We start from the raw sequence: 17,305 nt of genomic DNA, 5'->3' as shown, positions 1-17,305 counted from the left end.
TTCCAATAAATGATCGAATCAAAACGACTACAGATGATGTCGATATTAAATCGTGTCATGCCCTTGGTGAAGTTAAACAAGTCATTAGTGACTATATTGAGTATTACAATACTAGAAGGTATTAGTGGTCATTAAAAAAGATAACCCCGGCTTAATACCGGAACCATCTCATATGTGCTTAGGTGTTTTTTTAACTGTCTAGATTATGGGGTACAGTTCATTTTTATTTAAGAGAGATTCAAAAATCGTTTTAACCGTCAGTCCGGTTGCATCTTGTATTGCTTTTACAGTTAATCAATTTGGCTTTTATATGAACTTTTGGCATCTTAAATCGATTTTTAACGAAGAAAGTTTCTCGGCACTTCCTTACAATTTAGGACTTTATCCAGTCCTAGCTAGCTTTCTTATTTATTGGATAAATCAAAAATAGAAAACCGTTTTTAAAAATTATGATTACCTCTTTAATAACGACTTTATTAGAATGGGCACTTTTCTTAATAGGAAAGGTCCACTATGATCATGGGTGGACTATTTTTTGGGCATTTGTTTCTTATTTAGCACCCTCTATTCTTGTATACCGGTATTGTTCCAAACGGAAAAATGCCCTAAAACAAGATTAGTTAATCCACCAACAAGGCCAGGTAAGGAGATATAACGTTATTTATTGTAAAAAGGCCCTTCTACAGAAGGGCCCTTAACTTGGTCAGAGGGCTAATGCCCTTGTGTGTATGATATGCTTGGCAAAAAGGAAATATGTTTCCCTCGAAAGAATGTAAACACAAAATGTCAGCTCAACCAATGATTTACCATTGATCATTCCGTGGCCATTTAAGCTTCATTGCATCATCTCATAATAAATCTGAAAATAGTTAATAAAAATGGGGAGCCGTGTTCACCCCCTCTGGTGGTTAGATGAACCAATCGGACCTTTATGGGCAGTTGTCCCCCACCTAATCGCCTCGAACAACCTGCTTTTTGGGGTGGGTGTTTTACTACCCCTTAAAGGTGAAATTTAACTGAATATATTCTTTAGACTATCTGATCAAAAACAATCCACATTCTAATCCATAATGGAATAAGATGTGGATTTATTTATGAATTCTAGTTTTATCTGTTTTTCTTCTTATCGATAAAAACTTTATCAATGACATTTGATGAGATACGAACTCGACCCATTCCAGTACTCATCAATTGTGATTATATTTCCAAGTGGAAATTACAGAACATCCAACCTAATAAGCAATGCAACCAACACTTGGAGTAATACTTGAATATTTACAGCCAAATCAGTATCTGTAGTTGTAACATTAACATTTCTAGAATTTTCGATATAAGTGTGCTGATGGTTAATTTGCTTTACTGATGTTTTTTGAAATAATTCTTGCGCGATTTGATCAGCTTTAGAACTATCTGCAATAGAAATACTTAAAACCAAAGCAATAGCAACTTGTAAAGCTACTTGAAGTGAAATAGCAGCTTGGGTTTCTGTGGTAGAAACCGTAACATCACAAGAATCTTTAATTGTAATTTTTTCTTCAGAGTACTGAAGTGTTTTGGAGCTTTGTTTTGCTTCCTGTTCAATTGTTCCATCTGAAAATGATGGGTGGTTGCATGAAGCATCTAATGCATTCCAACTTTTTTTACTTTTATGATTAAGAGGTTTACCGCCGTCTACACGTCGAACCCATGTATCTCTCATATGAACCTTCTCCTTATTATTTTTTTGTGATTTCTTCCACTTGCTTTTGGATATCTGAAAAAATATCTTTTATTTTCTGTTTTTGCGTATCTGTCAAATTTATATCATTAGATACCCCGTGCCTTTGGAAAATATCAGATAATAAAATATCCATCATCCTATTTTTTTTTCCCTTTTGCCATCCATTTGAAAGAGCCTCTTGCAAGTCACTCATAAAATATCACCTCCTTTTTTGTAAGGTATTATGAATTCAGTCGATTGAAAAATGAACTATTTCTTGCTCGTTAATCATTATATGTTAAGTGACAAAAGGGTCTTGGACAAACTGTAGGGAAATACGTGGAATTTATCTCTTTCTCCAAAATTTGATAAAGTCGCCTAGAAGATCATGAACTCAGGTTCAAAGTGCGACTCAAGTTGATCGACGGATTATTGGATAACAAAATGCTGGCTTCCTTGTGTCAAATGATCGGCATCATGACTCGGAAAAGAATGGCACGCAATCGCCTTCTTCCACGCTTGGATATACGCTTCTGACCTTTGTGTTGACCGGAGGAGTTTTCTCGTAAGGTTAATCCTACAAGTTTCAGTAATCGGCGTGGGGGTTGATAGTGAGACAATGTCGGCATTGAGCCGACCGGCCATTACTGGTTGAATCTCGCGTATTTTCTAGATGACCGGGGTATTCCTTTGTTCATGACAAACCCGATGCATGTCAAACGCTCAAAAGAGCTAGATGATAATTTGCCTACGAAACATGACACTAGAGGATGTCTATGTGATCGCTGGCCTTGTGAAGGATGGACGATACAGTTTCCCTCGCATCTTAAAAGGCATGGAAGCTGACCTTCGTGTCGTTTCTACACTGCGGTCAAAGCTTTTAAAAGAAAGTGGCGCTATACGTAACCAACTCATAAGCTGAATGAACTGGTCTTTATCTGAGTTTGTGACGGTATTTCCTACTCTTAGAAAGATGGCTATTGCCGCGTTGGAGCTCACGCCTTTTCCAGTCGATGTAGTCGGAAAAGAGTCCGAGGAACTAATGAACTTGTACCGAACAAGTGGAGAGCACCATTAATACATGAGAAGATTTAAGAATAGTTCTAATTAATTAGAGCTATCCGAAAAAACGCTCCCAACTGATGTCCTGTGTTCAGGAATTTAATGAGTATTTTTACGGGAAATCGTACGTTGATTGGTTAGAAAAAAACAAACAAGAGGGAGTTCAGACGATAGCGTAATCATGGAAACTGGTGAACAATTCTATTAAGAACATAAAAAAAGCTCCATTCCTTCTGATTAAGGAATAGGAGCCTCTATCGTTTAAAATCACTGATTACCAAATGTCTTTTCTCCACTGCCGGCTTCCCTGCATCTGCTTTCGAACAGTCGTCTTCATGTTATGACGTCCTCTCATTTTTGAAAAACGCGTCATCGACTCTCGCATATCCTTCTCCATTTGCCTCAGAACAAAGTCATGTTCCATCATTCTTCTCCTCCTCCATTTCAAAAAAAAGGGCTCCCTCTTCGAAAGTGGATGTCATCGCTATGATGTGGGAACACATAGTTGTTTTCTCAACTTCAATAATACCGAACACATGTTCCTTTTTCAAGTGTTTTATTGAATTTCCCAATTTTTTACGACTTAATATCACAGTTGTAAAATGAAAGTGAGGAAAACTGAAATTTCGTGAACTAAAATGGCTAATCAAAGTCATTTAAGGGATCAGAGATACTATTTTCACTCCAGACTCAGGATTATAAGAATAAGGACCAATCTCCTTACTCAATTGAATTATGGGACGTGAGGGGAAGTGATCCTCAACCTGGATAACTTCACCATTTGTCATTTCTACCAATGTTCCTTCTGGGTAAATCCCTAATGTAATAATTAATTCTTGGGCAACTTTTTCTTCAAATTGTTCAATATAATGTATTAAAGAGCTGCTGAGCTGTTTATTCTTATTTATTTTTTATTCTTAATTAAAGTAATCGCAATCATCCATACTAGGAACTTCCACTCTTCATTTAGTTGTCTATAGACATAGATTTATTAACTTCCCCATTCTGTACAAAAGATCTTCTTTGATACTGCAGGACCGTAAGACCTAGTGAAATACCCCAAATTAAGAACAATGAATACCAAATATAACCCCAAATTATAGGATGTATAGTTGAATCTTGATAAATAAATTGTGGGGACGATGTCACACGACCAATTTGTATAAAAAACCTTAAATAATAAAAACCGAGACCCCAAAGGGTTAACCCGACTGATGAGATCCAACCAAGTGTAAGTAGCATTAAACGAGGAAGTCTTCGCCCCCATGGTTTTATAAAAGAAAGTGCAAAAAGTGCTGCGAAAACAGCTACGAAGCCCATTGTCCAAAATCCAATAGCTATTGACCAAACGTTATTAGGGAACGAGTTATAGTCGCCTGGAAAAGCTACAGATATTCCCATCCCCCACCAAAGATGTGGTGCAGCGTATAAGAGTGCCGAAATACATGCCACATAACCCCAAGCTGTTGATTTTGCTTTAGCCATCTTCAATAGATCCACTCCTAATATTACTTTTTATTCCATTTTATCATGGGATGAGGAAGAAAATGAGTGATGTATACCAAATTCATTTCTAGTTAACATAAATCATGTTCTCGGTAGTTAAAAAATAGATTGACCATCCTAGGATTATATAATAGAATGTTAAAAATTACATATTATCCTAAACGCAATGAAAGGGAGTATTAAGGAAATCGTTATTATTTAGAGAGCTGCCGGTTGGTGAAAGGTAGTAAATAACATTCCCCAACTCGCCCAGGAGTGGTGCGGCTGATACATAGGCCGTAACGGATGACAACCGTAATCAAGTCTTAAAGTGGGTTCATGAACTGAAAATATGAATCAACGAGAGTGGTACCACGTAGGTAAAGCCTAACGTCTCTTATTAGAAGACGTTAGGCTTTTTATTTTTATATTTAATAGGAGGTTGGATTTAATGAAAATGTCTAAAACACATTGGCAAAGACACGATGTTACACATCACTACCTTGAACAAGTACGAGGTGCAATTCCTTTTGGAGCAGAACAAGCTAAAATTATGCTACAAGTCGTTGATCATTTTGCACCTAACCCTAAAAAAATAATGGATTTAGGATGTGGAAACGGATTTTTATCTGAAATCTTATTAAAAACTTACCCTGAGGCTTTTGCTACTTTAATTGATCATTCAAAGCCAATGATTGAGCAAGCCAAGCTTCATATGACTGATTATTCTGCGCAATGTGAGATTATTCATGATGACTTTAGTCACTCTCTTCAAAAGTATGCAACTTCTCAATCAATAGATTGTATCGTATCTGGTTATGCCATACACCATCTTCCTAACAAACAAAAAAGAGAATTGTATCAAGAAATTTATAGGGTCCTAACACCAGGGGGGATTTTCATTAATATTGAACATACAGCTTCTGCTAGTTCCCAAATAGAAAAATTGCATGATGAACTATTCATTGATCATATCACTGTTCTTAACAAAAGAAACCGTCAAGAAGTTGCTACTGAATACTATGCACGTCCTGATAAAGAAGATAACATCCTTGAACCCGTCTATAATCAAGTCAATTGGCTTAAGGAGATAGGATTTAAAAATGCAGATTGTTACTTCAAATGGATGGAACTTGCCGTTTTTGGTGGAGTAAAATAAAATCCATACCAACATTAATTTAGGAGCTATTTATACTTCTATAAATAGCTTTTTTAATTGTATACCATATACAAATCCAGTTAACATAATCCAACTTATTTCCATGGCGAACTTTTGTTTTCTGGAACTGCTACCGAGTTCATCGACAGAGGGATTGTCAGTGTGCCAAATAAAGAAATTGATGAAGAAGAGATCTACCTAGGGATCGGCGATCGCTTTACGATCGACAATTATCCGAACAACGGCGATGAAACAGTTGTGAGAGTCATTGAAAGAGCGATTCACAGCAATCAGGCAGATGGTAATAACCGAATTGAATACACGTTAGACTTCTACGAAGAGAAATAATAAAAACACCAGTCGCTTTGACTGGTGTTTTTATTCACACATAATACATCGACGTCACGCTTCTTCTGAAATGTCCGAGATCGACCGATGTGAAAAAGACTGCGTAATCCTCAGCTGTCAGATGCATTTTCCTGACTGAACCCCTATAGAGAAAAGTTGTCCATCACAGAATTAATCATGTCATCATTGATGCCGATATACCTCAACGTAATCGACGGACTACTGTGGCCAAAAATCTCCTGCAACATCGCCACATCCTTCGTGCGCTGGTAAAAGTGATACCCGAACGTCTTCCGCAAGGTATGCGTCCCGATCGCGCCCTCAATGCCGACCACTCTGGCCGCCTCGTTGATGATCTTCCAGGCCATTACGCGACTGATCGGCTTGTTGCCCTGGCGTGACGGAAACAAATAATCCGACGCAGCTAAGCCCTTCGTGTATTTCTCAATCTCCTGCTGCAGCGCCACCGTCATGCGAACTTTCCGGATCTTCCCGGTCTTTTGCTCCTTGATCCGCAAATGCGTCGCTGAAGCCACATCCATGACCCTCAGAGGCAAAATATCACCAATTCGTAAGCCAGAGTTGATCCCAAACGCAAATAAGAAATAATCTCGGTACGATTTATGCAACAAATGCTCCTTCATCTCCCGGATCTGGTCCGGATCGCGAATCGGTTCGACCGTGTTGGCGCCTTTTAGTCCCATGCTTCTTCCTCCTCATCGGAAAACAGCACTTCACGCAATTCCACCGGCTGCTGCTTCATCTCATTTGCACATCGCTGACAGACGGTCACCTCATCGACCGTTAGGTAAGCGACCACATCGCCTGGTTCAAAATCCCGAAAGCACGCCACACAATTGGAGGACCAGGTGTGTCCCTTTATACGCACGGTAAACCCCCTCTTTCATTCAATACGTTTAGTCTAGTTATACAATACCATTCAATATGTTAAGGTGAAAACCCTTTTTCTTATCGACATACGAAAAAACCCCTTGCCGGGCAAGGGGTTTCGGTTCTTTTATGGGGTTTTGGCGAGTTTAACAAACTAGTCATTTTGTTAAACTCATGAACGCAGTTCCATGTATTCCATAGAAATACCTATGCATTTAAAAAGAATAAGACAACTTATGAACTATTGTACTTTGACTAATGCCTGTAACACATCTACTAAATCCGCAAGCTCCGTAGACATATAAATTAAAGTTATAGAAATTACAATAAAGATAGCTAGCTTTATGTATCTATACTTTTCTTCACTCAACGTATTCCCTCCTTTTCATATCAACCATTATTATAAATATTCTAATATTTATCTTTCTAAAATTAAAATGCCAAAAGGAGAAAAATAACAACCAGGGTTATAACCCCGGTTGTTATTTTGTTAATCTCGCTATTCTAGATAGTAAAAAATATAAAATGTATGCGTTCGAAATACTAAAACCCAAGCTAAGTTAAACTGATTTAGACTCGGTATTTCTATTCTTAAAAATAATTACTAAAATAGCTGTCGTACTAATAATTATACCTGCATATGGAAAGAAAAGAGGTATATTAATGACATTAAATAACGTTAAAGCAACTAAAAATCCACATATTATTAAAAATACTGAGAGAATATTTTTAACCATGTTAAATTATCCCTCCTTCTCATTTACCTTTATTATACTCTGGTTTTAAATGCACAGTAAGAAACTACACCTTCAGTTGCTAACTCTGCTCCTAACAAGTAAGTTTTTTCTTGTTATCCTAAGTCATCAATAAGCTTTTTTAAAGGGGAAGGAATTGTATAGCAAGAGTCATTGTTACAGATCATGTTTTTAGTAGCATCATAGCTTAGTTGTTCTGATGTTTGCTTTTTGCTATATTCTTTCATTCCATCAGATGTTACTAATGTAATTACTATATTTGTTTTACTTTCTGTTCCTTTAACTTTTTTAGCGCCATCTAAGTAATCTAAGAATTCTTCAGCTCCTAGTACTGTAAGATTGTTGCTATTAGAATCAACATATACTTGATCAATAACTCCGAATTCAGTTCCGAACAATTCGTTATACCTAACTTCTATATCTGATTTTAGTGGGGAGGGATCACTGCATCCAGCCAATAAAAAAATAATAATAATTAATCGTTTCATCGATATCTCCTCAATTTGTATTTTCTGTTGATTTAGCCAGTCTTTCTAATGCATTTTACTACTATGTAACGAAAATATAAGCTTACGACTTTATTAATTCAAGGCATTTAACCAGGAGAAAACACTCTATTAGCGCTACAAAATACAGTCTACACTTAAATCCCTAATATTGGTATTGGGAAACAGGTGTGATGATTTACTGTTTAATTCCCAAAGTTTCACCTCTTGCCAATAGGTATTAAAAAAAACACATTTCAACATAGTTTCAATGTGTTTTCATTTAACAAACTAACCATTTTGTTAATCTCGTTAAATAGGAGGTCCGAGACGTTTTCTGCCGAGACTCCTGTTAGGGGGCCCAGTATCATTTCGCGGAAAATATACGCTAAGCACCCTAAAAGGTATCGAAAAACACAAACGACGCGGGCTCGCATCGAAAGTCTTGAATCTCAGGAACGAAGGCATGCTCGGTCATTCAAACCTCCTTCTGGGGCTTCACGACGGATCGTCAGGTGGAACCGGAAATGCGGTGAAGTACGCTAAAGAAATCCATCTTGTGACGCACACAGTGCATCCGAACGTCTATTTTTGACGTTCGGTTTTGCTGTTTTATCGATTGAATAATCTACATCAAAACCTAGACCAACACCTACAGTGAATTCTTAAAAGTGATTAAAAAATAAAACGCCCGCCCTAAAAGGAAAAACTCTCAGTATTCTATTCAAGAAAAAAACAGTTCTTTACTTTTTTGAAAATTCTTGCTAGTTTGTTTACGAGGGATCTGGAAAACTTTGTAAGGTTGCGTCGTATCTTGAAAATTATTTAAAAGGAGAGGTTCGAATGAAAACATGGCAAAAAGCCATAGCGGTAATGATGGTGATTGCGCTTGTAATCGTTGGATGGTCTACCCCGATCTTAGAGGCAAATGCAAAAGCAAACGCACAATCGAACGAATTTGATGTACTTGCTAAACAGCACAAAAGATAAGTATAGTGGATGATCCCCAAGTAATCGATGAAGCTAAAGATTTGTACCAAGAAGCTGTTGATAGCGGTGATATAGCGTCAAACGCTGAAAACGCTAAATTAAACATTAACCACGCAAAGGTTGCCAAGGTTCGTGAGGGTGATGTAGAAAATACAACGCTCACGATCCCGATCGTATCCGACGAATACAGCCCTATTAGTAACTTGACTGTCGTAATGAATAACGATGAAATACTAACGTATACGGAAACACTGCTTTATGAAAGTGATGTCAATACAGTCGTTTATGATACGTATACAGATGATAAATTAGTAAGACATGAGGTTTCAGATATTGAATACGTCAGCAATGAAGAAGTACAAAAAGAATTAGATAAAATACAAAACATCGACATGAATCAAGCCATTCAATCCCAGGGCATCAATGAAGTGGCTGAACCTCAACCCCAAGGGTTTAATCAAGTGGCGCTTTGTCTATCTACTGTCCTTTTAGTTGATTTGACAGTAGCCAGAATCATTGCAGGGACTTGTGTCGTAGCTTGTGCGGGCGCCCCCATTACAGGTGCTGTATGTGCCGCTTGTGTTGGTGGTGTCGTTGTGGCAGGTGGATTCAACATCAAGGCGATCATGGCATGCTTTGATTACGCTTAATGTCAATAATTATAAAAAAAGCCTCCTGAGAAATCAGGGGCTTTTTTAGATTCATATGCAATTCATTAACTCCAAAAAAGATCAAAGACAAAAGAGATTGACGCTAGTGCTGCACAACCAAATCCAAAGGTTAATATGACTTTGCGTAAGTCTTTTTTCTCTTTATTGTCTAATTTCAAGTGAACACCACCTCTAACTATTTGTTTTGCAAACAAATTAGTTACCTATATCTCATGTTAGCATATTTGTCTGACTATTTATACGGGATAAAAGTGTGTTTCGTTATTGTATTGACGCCTAAAAACACAAACCTAAGACCCGCGCCATCCAACCGAACGTCTATTTTTGACGTTCGGATTTTTTGCGTCATCCAGACCTTGAACAGCACCTATGGGGTCCAGACAGCAAAACGTGGAAAACGTACGCTAAGAGTTATGTTGCGTTATTAATTGAACCGTGAATTTCATCAGGATCAAAAATTAAAAGTGGTTGTCAGTAACTTAACGGATGTTCGTGTCGGACAAAGATGGCACTACATCTGTGTCTTTGTCGATCTATTTAACCGCGAAATAATTGGCTACAGTGCAGGTCCACGAAAAGACGCCAGCCTTGTCTACCGTGCGTTCTCTAGCATTAAAGGAAATCTGCATGACTTTGAGCTATTTCACACGGATCGTGGCAATGAGTTTAAGAATAAATTGATTGATGAGGCCTTAGAAACTTTCCAAATCAAACGCTCCTTAAGCTTTAAAGGATCACCTTATGATAATGCCGTCGCTGAAGCGATGTTTAAGGTCATCAAAACTGAGTTTGTTTATCAAACCCACTTCGAAAGCCAAGCGCAGCTCAATATAGAACTTTTTGATTACGTACACTGGTACAACAACATTAGAATCCATGGTACTTTGGGCTATTTAAGTCCGATTGAATACAAGTCTATGAACCTTAAAATAGCTGTCTAGTTTAGTGTTGACATTCCAGATATTATTCATCAATAACAAGTTAACTAAAGGTAATAAACGAAGTAAAGGAGGATGAGAATTGTCTAATCCAAAGCGAGAACGCGAAAGATTAAGACAAAAAGAACTTAAAAATAATCCCACAGGAAATATGAGAGATGGAATGAATCGAAGTGAGGGAACCAATCTAGTAGATTTAGTAGGAAGTTTAGGATGGAAAGGAACTATTATTCTAATTGTTATCCTAGTCGTAGCCTATATAATTTACATGCTTTTTATTAGATAACGCTATAATTACCGGTAATATAAATAATTTTTACAAGGAGGTTGATCAAATAATTGATCAACCTCCTTTAGATTAACAAACTAACCATTTTGTTAATCTCATTATTTTGATCGATAACCAGAACTGGATAGTCCAATTCTGGTTGGAGTAATCTTATCATCGCCCTTTCTATTAATAGTTTAATAATATGAAATTTCCATCCGTCCCTCCGATTTAACAATGAATCAGGAATATAAGATAGGATGAAAATAAATGAGTGAGACTAATGAAAGAACACATACGAAATTATGGTACTTGCATTAACTAATATATAAAGGGATTTTTTCCCTTATTTTTTTGAAATGAGGTGAACTAATGCCTAAACTGATTGCGTTAGATGATGGGCATGGGATGAGTACTCCTGGAAAAAGAACACCCTACATTCCAGAAATCGGTCGTTCTATAAAAGAAAATGAATTTAACAGAGAAGTAGTTAAATATCTCAAAGTTGAATTAGAGAGATGCGGATTTCAGACTCTATTAGTAGCTCCCACCGATGAAGATACGCCACTCACAACACGGACAAACCTTGCTAATAGTAAGAAAGCAGATGCCTATATTGCGATACACTACAATGCGTTTGATGGCTCATTCAGTGGATCAAATCCGAGTGGTATTGAGATATATGTTTATTTAGGACATAAAAACAAAGAGGCTGGTAAACTAGCTTCTTCGATTGCAAAATATCTTCGACAAGGGACGCCACAAAATTATAGGGGGATTTTAGAGGCAAATTTCCACGTTTTACGGGAAACAAATATGATAGCCATCCTAAGTGAAAATGGATTTATGGATTCCAAGTTAGAAGCTTTACTCATGCTGGATAAAGACTTTCAAAAAGAAGTGGCGGTCGAACATGCCAAAGGAATTTGTGATTATTTTGGCGTGACTTATAAACCTGAGGAGGAAAAGAAGTTGTTAAAAGTGGCGGTAGTCGTGAATTCCTTTGTTGATTACCCTGTTGCTGAAGTATTAGCAACCCGCATTGAAGCACCTATTTATACAAGAAGCGTCGCTTCAAATAGTAAAGTTGCAAGTGAATTGATCGTAATAGGTGGAAACTCAAAGGGGTTAAAAGCCGATAAGTTTACAGTACTTTCGGGCGCGAATCGATTTGAAACGGCTGCAAAAGTGAAAATGTATATTGATTCGATTTAATACTCAAATTTTAATACTAAAAAACCCAAAACACTTAAAAATTAATCCTTTGAGTGGAAGAGCTAAATTTCATTCGAAGACCTTTTAAAAGCGAATCACATAATGTATTTCAAAGGGGAAAGCAACTTCAATACAATTGTATAGTCAAAAGGACGTTTTCTCTTACGTCCTTTTTATCATGCTAGCATAGGAGTTTTTTTGCTTATCTTTTTAATTTAAAACACTATAAGTGCAGGATAAAAATAAATAGTGATAGAATTAAATGAAGACCTGGAGGTGAACGCATTTAAAAACGCATCAGAGTTTGGATATTTCGCTAAGGATGTCGCTACAGAATTAGAGGTAATTACCTCTACACTAAGAAGATGGTCCATAGATTTAGAAAAATCCGGATATACTTTTGAAAGAAACGAAAAAGGAGAACGTATTTATCTATATGAGTGTCGATTCACTCCGTGATGAACTATGACTTTCAATTTCAACTCTCTTAATCCCCCATTGCTTTAATCTCACAAGCATATTCTGTATAAGAATACTACCTCGTTTCACTAGCAGTACGTCATCATTTTTAATAAGTTGCATTAAGATATCACCCATTTTTAAATCTTCTACTTTTATATACATCTCAACCCCTCATCTGATTTTGTAATAGATTTAAAAAAACATCCAACTCTTGACTAACTATTAGCACATCCTTACTGCTTAAACCTCTATTCTTGGCGGTTCTCACCATTTCGCCTCTTAATCTTTCAATTTCTACTATAAGTTCATTTTTGGTAAATTTTTTCTTAATTTTGAGCACCTCCTGCTTTCACTCATATCGACTCGATGAGTAAATAGAAATATTTTCTTCCATTTCTATTAATCGGGATTTCAACGTAAAAATTTTATATTAAAATCTTTTTTTGATTTAAAATATTAAAGTACCTCTTTATCCTGTAGATGTTTGAGAAGATAATCCAAAGCTAAAGAACGGGTTAGGACTGTATAACCAAACCCTTTCAGAGAAATAAGTCATATAGTCATTGAAGTATAGGGTTCCTCTCCCTTGCTTAAGCAGATTGACTTGGTTCGTTACAAACCAGGAATTTCTTTAAACAAAACATTTTTTCCGTCCACTCTTATCAACTAAGATTCATACACTACTACATCCGTTGTATAAAAGCAAAATGAGTTAGGACTATGAACCAGGTTTGCTCTCATCGTGGTGTTGTTGATCTTGTTGATCATTGTTGGCGCAGCTGTTGTTTTTTATTAAAGCGAATAAAACAGCGAAGAACAATGTCCTCCACCCTTTTTGTTAAATGAAAAAGAGGTGAAATAATGTCTTATTAATCAAAAAAATTTCAATAATCCGTTCCAAGAGGACCGCATCACGATAACTCATTCCATTCAGGTAAGGTGATATTATTGGTAATTTTGGATTAATGGTGCAGTAATTCAATGTAGAAAACCTCTTTAATTCCATCTTCTTTTATCATTTTATTCTCTTCCTGTAAGCTGACCGATAAACTCAACATCATCAATCTTCCACCCTTGCTCTTTCACATAAACCAAAGATGTTTTGACAATGACCGTTTCTGTGTTTGTGACATCATTGAATTCTGTACTGAGATTAAATTCATTAAAAAATTCTGCTTCCGTTTTGGACGACTGGTACTCAAATGATTTCAACCCTACCATGGTGGACTGAACTGATGGCTCTGACTTAGGAAGCTCAGTGCCTGAAGGGTGGATCGCCTGATGCCCTTGATCGGTCATGAAAGGTTGAATGTCTTTGTATCGCTCAGCTGTCTTTTTGTAGGTGAAAAAAATTTCTAGAAACGCTCGATTAACGTCCTGCGCATTCGTATTGCTGACCGTAGAGAGTGAGGCGATTTGTTCCTCATAGTAATGTTGATTCGCTCGAACATCTCGTAATTGTGTCTGCAAGCTAAAGACGTATACAATAACCACAGCCGTCGCGATAAATCCAATTATAAGCAAGAGGTACTTCATCTTTTGACCTGGCTCCAGCGCTCTCACCTCCATTACTGAACCCGTCTAAACCCTAAGAAGGGATATAAGCTTTTCCACTGATCCACGGAAGAATACGAGGTTCCGTTCCCACTATTCGCATTGATAAATTGCCCATCCCCCACATACATGCCGACATGAGAGGCGCCAGGCTTATATGTTGAAAAAAATACCAAATCTCCAGGTTTAATGCGCTCTTCAGAAACTGGTACTGTTTTGTCATACTGAGATTGGGCCGTGCCATATAAATCAATGCCAACTTGCGCAAACGCGTATTCAAGTAAGCCGGAACAGTCAAACCCTCCTGCTGCTGGGGTCCGTCCGCCCCATACGTACGGGCGGCCGAGATACTTCTTCATAATCCCGTGAACTTCTGCTACATCAAACGTTTGGGTCCCATCTCCCTGAACGAGTACACTGTCTGTTTCCATATCATAATAGCGAAGCACATGTTGAACGTAATTCACGTCACCATAGGTCTCCCACCCCATCTTTACGGCCATCATCTCACTAAAATCAATGGCGACTTCTTTCGAATAGCCACCTCGCTCTAACGCGTATCCAATAAACCCACTACCAAAATTGTAAGATTGCAACCCTAAATGAATATCCCCTTTCGATTGTTTCATCACTTCCGCAAAATACTTCACCCCAAGTTGAATCGAATATTCAGGATCCGTGATGGTTCCCGGTGGGAGCCCGATGGATTCAGAAGACTGCATCACATCCAAATGCCTGCCTCCTGACTCTTGTTGAATAAGTGCCAAAATAAGACCAACATATTCACTCACTTCATATTCAGTTGCATAGTGAGTAATCAACGGTTCATACCGCAAGACCTCAGCTGAAACCTGTGCCGTGCCTCCGGCCTCTTCTCCTGACATGCCAGATTCGAATTGATTCTCACCGCCCAGGCTAATCGAAAGGAACATAGCGATGCTAAAAAGAAACGTAAGAAGAAGGAGGATCCCTGCCACAATCCAGGTAAGTGGGTTTTTAAAAATAGTAACGGCTCCAGCAACTTTCGCTCCTTTCCTTAACACACCTTGCATAGGTTCTCCTTTCCAAACAAAATTGTGATGTATTGAACAATATTAGTGGCAAGATAAACCTCTCCACTTCATTTTCGCCTTTTAGAATGATGACGCCCTGGTTTACGGCTTTCCGATCGATCTAGGGCATGAGATCTCGCACGCCGTTTATCAATCTGTTGCTGCGCTTCCCATTTTGTGATCGGCTTGTCCGGGTCAACCGAAACAGCCGCCTCACGTTCACTTACAGTACGTTCAGAAAAGAGTTTACGGCGTCGAGATGGCACCTGGGATACTGAATCGTGTTTACTAGACGTTAATGCTTTTTTTCTCTCGATTCTCTCAGCATCAGACACGCCAGGATTACGACTATTGGAAAGAGCAGGTGTCGTGTTACCTTTATTGCTACGTTCCTGACGAGAATCTCCCCTATGTTTCTCCTTACTTTCTGTGGCTTTCGTAGGGTTTGGGGAACGTGTTTCAAAAACAGAACGATAAGCGTTTTGAACGTCTCGTCCTCCTCGTTGAGTCGCCCCTTTCACCTGTTCTTGCCTGTTCTCTCTTTGTTTCCGTACTTCTGCTTTTCGCCCTTGTGAAGGAGGCCCTTCCGAAGGCTTTCCTTGAACGCCATCCTTTTTATTGATGGACGTTTCCTCCCTTCCCTTTTTATAATCACGTAAATTCACCACGCCATCTCCAGCAGTCCGCGCAGCTGACCGAGTCGTTTCAACTCCTGTTCCAGCGATAGATGCCCCTTTCTTATTCGTTATCGTCTGTTGTGATTGAGATTGCATTTCCCCTGATGCTTTTCTCTGTTCAGATCGTTTCCCATTTTCAACTGAACCACCTGTGGCTGTCTTACGCTCTGCAACTTTTTCTTCTCTTTCAGAATAGCGCTTTTGGTTCTGATAGCTTTTATGAGCTTTCCCAACCATCCGGGTTGCCGTTTGCGTCGTTTTCTGCCTCGCCTCCCCTACTTTATCAATGGATTTAGTAGTCGCTCGCTCGACGACTTGCTGGCCCTGAACCATACCGGCAGACGCTACTTCAAAGATTTCAGAACGATACTTGAATAAGCCCCACATCGTAAGACAGATTAAGAAAACAACAAACGCGTAACCTTCCACTCCATTCGTCACTTTGACAGATTCATAGAGTAAGGTAACAAGGCCCGTAATAACCGCAATTAAAAGCACGAGACCAGCTTTCATCATCAGAACCCCAACAAGCTTTTTCCCATGATTCAATGCACTCTCACTATAAGCTGGGATTAACGAGAGAACGAGAGGAATCGCTGTGAAAATAACAAGCGCTAAGAACCATACTTGAAGCAAAAACTTAAAGGCACCCAACAACAAGACAGGGATCGATAGGGCAATGGTGGAGATGATCGTGATAATAAGGTAACCAAAGCGTTCTCCACTAAATTGAGGTGACATTTGTTTGTTATCTAGCTCTGTAACTTCTTCCTTAACTATATTTTTGCGATCCTCAATACCTTCATTTGTAAAAGGCTTGACCTCCAGTAACTTATTCACTCGATTTGGATCCTCACTTACTACTTCTGCTTCTTTCGTAGACCCATAATTCAACAATAAGTAAGGCCGTTTAACCATCAGGTTAAACAACTGATTTTCTAACACCGCAGTCCCTTCTTTTGGGTCGTACGCGGCATTCGAGTCAAATTCGTCAGAGCTAATCAGCACATTAGCTGAGCTTGCAATCCCCTCAAGCTCGGCGCCTCTTTCATTCAACCACTGGATATTTCCTGTGGCATTCGAGAAAAACCAAAACGTCAGTACCATGATGCCCAATGCCCCTAAAATCGCTTTTACCGCATGACTGACCTGATGATTGACAAAATAACGCCAGGCTGCGGAAGCACCTACGAAAATGATGAAAAGAGACAAAAAGGTCCCGGACATCAATTCATAAATACGTTCACTCATCACTCCAGCTTCACTAACCATACTGCTTATCAAATCGAATGACATAAGCTGGTTGATCGAATAAAGGGTAAAACTAGCAATCGTCTTATTAAACCCCCACATCCCCTGATTGATCGCATGAAGAGCCCCGTCACCTACTTCTTTCAAACCATTCCCGATGTCGGCCTCCATTCGATAATGTTCAAGAGGATATTCTTTGCTTTCCAGCGTTACTCGACCCAACGTTTCCTCATTTTTCTGGACTATCGGAGAAGGTTCTTCAGCGAAGGAAGCCGTCGGCAAAAGTAGAAACAACATCACGAAACCGAAACTCAACCCTCTTTTCAGGAACCTCATTTCACCC

At 38.5% G+C, this 17,305-nt stretch carries 19 protein-coding genes, 5 pseudogenes and 1 other annotated feature; of the genes and pseudogenes, 11 read left to right on the top strand and 13 right to left on the bottom strand.

The annotated features are described in order from the left end of the window. Positions 1 to 5: 5 nt before the first annotated feature. Entirely contained in the window at positions 6 to 125 is a 120-nt protein-coding gene (locus tag ABFG93_RS23250) for an IS3 family transposase (protein ID WP_431522109.1), read from the top strand. A 1,091-nt stretch (positions 126 to 1,216) separates the two neighbouring features. Here ABFG93_RS23250 and ABFG93_RS22535 read toward each other — a convergent pair. From ABFG93_RS22535 to ABFG93_RS22525, 3 genes and pseudogenes are all read right to left on the bottom strand, one after another. Then, positions 1,217 to 1,699: a spore coat protein gene (locus tag ABFG93_RS22535; protein WP_347553020.1), complete on the bottom strand. Its 483-nt coding sequence runs from the start codon at positions 1,697 to 1,699 to the stop codon at positions 1,217 to 1,219. Between the two features lie 16 nt (positions 1,700 to 1,715). After that, a complete protein-coding gene (locus tag ABFG93_RS22530) occupies positions 1,716 to 1,913 on the bottom strand; it encodes a spore coat protein (protein ID WP_347553019.1) in 198 nt (65 codons plus the stop codon). A gap of 250 nt (positions 1,914 to 2,163) precedes the next feature. After that, a pseudogene (locus tag ABFG93_RS22525) lies at positions 2,164 to 2,322 on the bottom strand (transposase); the annotation flags it as partial. Here ABFG93_RS22525 and ABFG93_RS22520 point away from each other — a divergent pair. Then, positions 2,321 to 2,756: pseudogene (locus tag ABFG93_RS22520) on the top strand (IS110 family transposase); the annotation flags it as partial. The pseudogenes ABFG93_RS22525 and ABFG93_RS22520 sit on opposite strands and share 2 nt — an antisense overlap. A gap of 279 nt (positions 2,757 to 3,035) precedes the next feature. Here the strand turns inward: ABFG93_RS22520 and ABFG93_RS22515 are convergent. Further along, a complete protein-coding gene (locus ABFG93_RS22515; RefSeq protein WP_347553018.1) occupies positions 3,036 to 3,188 on the bottom strand; it encodes a hypothetical protein in 153 nt (50 codons plus the stop codon). 539 nt (positions 3,189 to 3,727) lie between these two features. Continuing rightward, the gene (locus ABFG93_RS22510) at positions 3,728 to 4,246 is read right to left on the bottom strand and encodes a DUF3995 domain-containing protein (protein WP_347553224.1); all 519 of its coding nucleotides are present in this window, start codon (positions 4,244 to 4,246) and stop codon (positions 3,728 to 3,730) included. 178 nt (positions 4,247 to 4,424) lie between these two features. Then, positions 4,425 to 4,647: a binding site (T-box leader), on the top strand. A 50-nt stretch (positions 4,648 to 4,697) separates the two neighbouring features. Between ABFG93_RS22510 and ABFG93_RS22505 the strand changes: the two genes are divergently transcribed. Together ABFG93_RS22505 and ABFG93_RS22500 are read left to right on the top strand one after the other, a co-directional pair. After that, positions 4,698 to 5,405 carry a class I SAM-dependent methyltransferase gene (locus tag ABFG93_RS22505; protein WP_347553017.1) on the top strand — a complete coding sequence of 236 codons (708 nt, stop codon included), beginning with the start codon at positions 4,698 to 4,700 and terminating at the stop codon, positions 5,403 to 5,405. Positions 5,406 to 5,567: 162 nt separating this feature from the next. Further along, entirely contained in the window at positions 5,568 to 5,753 is a 186-nt protein-coding gene (locus ABFG93_RS22500) for a hypothetical protein (RefSeq protein WP_347553016.1), read from the top strand. A gap of 143 nt (positions 5,754 to 5,896) precedes the next feature. Here ABFG93_RS22500 and ABFG93_RS22495 read toward each other — a convergent pair whose 3' ends face one another. The 4 genes from ABFG93_RS22495 to ABFG93_RS22480 form a co-directional block, all read right to left on the bottom strand. Beyond that, positions 5,897 to 6,457 carry a site-specific integrase gene (locus ABFG93_RS22495; RefSeq protein WP_347553015.1) on the bottom strand — a complete coding sequence of 187 codons (561 nt, stop codon included), beginning with the start codon at positions 6,455 to 6,457 and terminating at the stop codon, positions 5,897 to 5,899. Beyond that, positions 6,448 to 6,606 (bottom strand): hypothetical protein, encoded by a 159-nt coding sequence (locus ABFG93_RS22490; protein WP_347553014.1) that lies wholly within the window; start codon positions 6,604 to 6,606, stop codon positions 6,448 to 6,450. Before ABFG93_RS22490 ends, ABFG93_RS22495 begins: the two co-directional genes overlap by 10 nt. A 279-nt stretch (positions 6,607 to 6,885) precedes the next feature. Continuing rightward, positions 6,886 to 7,014, bottom strand: a complete 129-nt coding sequence (locus tag ABFG93_RS22485; RefSeq protein ID WP_347553013.1) for a hypothetical protein — start codon at positions 7,012 to 7,014, stop codon at positions 6,886 to 6,888. Between the two features lie 480 nt (positions 7,015 to 7,494). Continuing rightward, the gene (locus ABFG93_RS22480; RefSeq protein ID WP_347553012.1) at positions 7,495 to 7,887 is read right to left on the bottom strand and encodes a hypothetical protein; all 393 of its coding nucleotides are present in this window, start codon (positions 7,885 to 7,887) and stop codon (positions 7,495 to 7,497) included. Positions 7,888 to 8,727: 840 nt separating this feature from the next. Between ABFG93_RS22480 and ABFG93_RS22475 the strand changes: the two genes are divergently transcribed. The 6 genes and pseudogenes from ABFG93_RS22475 to ABFG93_RS22450 form a co-directional block, all read left to right on the top strand. Beyond that, the gene (locus tag ABFG93_RS22475; RefSeq protein WP_347553011.1) at positions 8,728 to 8,874 is read left to right on the top strand and encodes a hypothetical protein; all 147 of its coding nucleotides are present in this window, start codon (positions 8,728 to 8,730) and stop codon (positions 8,872 to 8,874) included. A gap of 5 nt (positions 8,875 to 8,879) precedes the next feature. Next, the gene (locus ABFG93_RS22470; RefSeq protein ID WP_347553010.1) at positions 8,880 to 9,524 is read left to right on the top strand and encodes a hypothetical protein; all 645 of its coding nucleotides are present in this window, start codon (positions 8,880 to 8,882) and stop codon (positions 9,522 to 9,524) included. Between the two features lie 449 nt (positions 9,525 to 9,973). Beyond that, a pseudogene (locus ABFG93_RS22465) lies at positions 9,974 to 10,486 on the top strand (IS3 family transposase); the annotation flags it as partial. 79 nt (positions 10,487 to 10,565) lie between these two features. Next, a complete protein-coding gene (locus tag ABFG93_RS22460; RefSeq protein ID WP_347553009.1) occupies positions 10,566 to 10,769 on the top strand; it encodes a DUF6366 family protein in 204 nt (67 codons plus the stop codon). Between the two features lie 354 nt (positions 10,770 to 11,123). Continuing rightward, the gene (locus ABFG93_RS22455; RefSeq protein WP_347553008.1) at positions 11,124 to 11,966 is read left to right on the top strand and encodes an N-acetylmuramoyl-L-alanine amidase family protein; all 843 of its coding nucleotides are present in this window, start codon (positions 11,124 to 11,126) and stop codon (positions 11,964 to 11,966) included. A gap of 276 nt (positions 11,967 to 12,242) precedes the next feature. Then, positions 12,243 to 12,398: pseudogene (locus ABFG93_RS22450) on the top strand (MerR family transcriptional regulator); the annotation flags it as partial. A gap of 193 nt (positions 12,399 to 12,591) precedes the next feature. On the opposite strand, the gene ABFG93_RS22445 reads toward ABFG93_RS22450, so the two are convergent. Next, positions 12,592 to 12,768, bottom strand: a complete 177-nt coding sequence (locus ABFG93_RS22445; protein ID WP_347553007.1) for an aspartyl-phosphate phosphatase Spo0E family protein — start codon at positions 12,766 to 12,768, stop codon at positions 12,592 to 12,594. Positions 12,769 to 13,158: 390 nt separating this feature from the next. On the opposite strand from ABFG93_RS22445, the pseudogene ABFG93_RS22440 reads away from it, so the two are divergent. Continuing rightward, positions 13,159 to 13,224: pseudogene (locus ABFG93_RS22440) on the top strand (YjcZ family sporulation protein); the annotation flags it as partial. 224 nt (positions 13,225 to 13,448) lie between these two features. On the opposite strand, the gene ABFG93_RS22435 reads toward ABFG93_RS22440, so the two are convergent. From ABFG93_RS22435 to ABFG93_RS22425, 3 genes are all read right to left on the bottom strand, one after another. Next, positions 13,449 to 13,964 (bottom strand): hypothetical protein, encoded by a 516-nt coding sequence (locus ABFG93_RS22435; protein ID WP_347553006.1) that lies wholly within the window; start codon positions 13,962 to 13,964, stop codon positions 13,449 to 13,451. Positions 13,965 to 13,996: 32 nt separating this feature from the next. Continuing rightward, positions 13,997 to 15,034, bottom strand: coding sequence for a bifunctional lytic transglycosylase/C40 family peptidase (locus ABFG93_RS22430; RefSeq protein WP_347553005.1), 1,038 nt, complete (start codon positions 15,032 to 15,034; stop codon positions 13,997 to 13,999). Positions 15,035 to 15,102: 68 nt separating this feature from the next. Beyond that, a complete protein-coding gene (locus tag ABFG93_RS22425; protein WP_347553004.1) occupies positions 15,103 to 17,298 on the bottom strand; it encodes a CD3337/EF1877 family mobilome membrane protein in 2,196 nt (731 codons plus the stop codon). Positions 17,299 to 17,305: the final 7 nt, after the last annotated feature.

Source organism: Pseudalkalibacillus hwajinpoensis (assembly GCF_039851965.1).
Taxonomy (GTDB): Bacteria; Bacillota; Bacilli; order Bacillales; family Guptibacillaceae; genus Guptibacillus; species Guptibacillus hwajinpoensis_E.
Note: the sequence above shows the minus strand (reverse complement) of the source record. Positions and strands in the feature narration are given on the sequence as shown.

Excerpts from the sequence above, each read along its gene's own strand:
- ABFG93_RS22535 (WP_347553020.1), bottom strand. The coding sequence starts at position 1,699 with ATGAGAGATACATGGGTTCGACGTGTAGACGGCGGTAAACCTCTTAAT.
- ABFG93_RS22530 (WP_347553019.1), bottom strand. The coding sequence starts at position 1,913 with ATGAGTGACTTGCAAGAGGCTCTTTCAAATGGATGGCAAAAGGGAAAA.
- ABFG93_RS22515 (WP_347553018.1), bottom strand. The coding sequence starts at position 3,188 with ATGATGGAACATGACTTTGTTCTGAGGCAAATGGAGAAGGATATGCGA.
- ABFG93_RS22510 (WP_347553224.1), bottom strand. The coding sequence starts at position 4,246 with ATGGCTAAAGCAAAATCAACAGCTTGGGGTTATGTGGCATGTATTTCG.
- ABFG93_RS22505 (WP_347553017.1), top strand. The coding sequence starts at position 4,698 with ATGAAAATGTCTAAAACACATTGGCAAAGACACGATGTTACACATCAC.
- ABFG93_RS22495 (WP_347553015.1), bottom strand. The coding sequence starts at position 6,457 with ATGGGACTAAAAGGCGCCAACACGGTCGAACCGATTCGCGATCCGGAC.
- ABFG93_RS22480 (WP_347553012.1), bottom strand. The coding sequence starts at position 7,887 with ATGAAACGATTAATTATTATTATTTTTTTATTGGCTGGATGCAGTGAT.
- ABFG93_RS22475 (WP_347553011.1), top strand. The coding sequence starts at position 8,728 with ATGAAAACATGGCAAAAAGCCATAGCGGTAATGATGGTGATTGCGCTT.
- ABFG93_RS22455 (WP_347553008.1), top strand. The coding sequence starts at position 11,124 with ATGCCTAAACTGATTGCGTTAGATGATGGGCATGGGATGAGTACTCCT.
- ABFG93_RS22435 (WP_347553006.1), bottom strand. The coding sequence starts at position 13,964 with ATGAAGTACCTCTTGCTTATAATTGGATTTATCGCGACGGCTGTGGTT.
- ABFG93_RS22430 (WP_347553005.1), bottom strand. The coding sequence starts at position 15,034 with ATGCAAGGTGTGTTAAGGAAAGGAGCGAAAGTTGCTGGAGCCGTTACT.
- ABFG93_RS22425 (WP_347553004.1), bottom strand. The coding sequence starts at position 17,298 with ATGAGGTTCCTGAAAAGAGGGTTGAGTTTCGGTTTCGTGATGTTGTTT.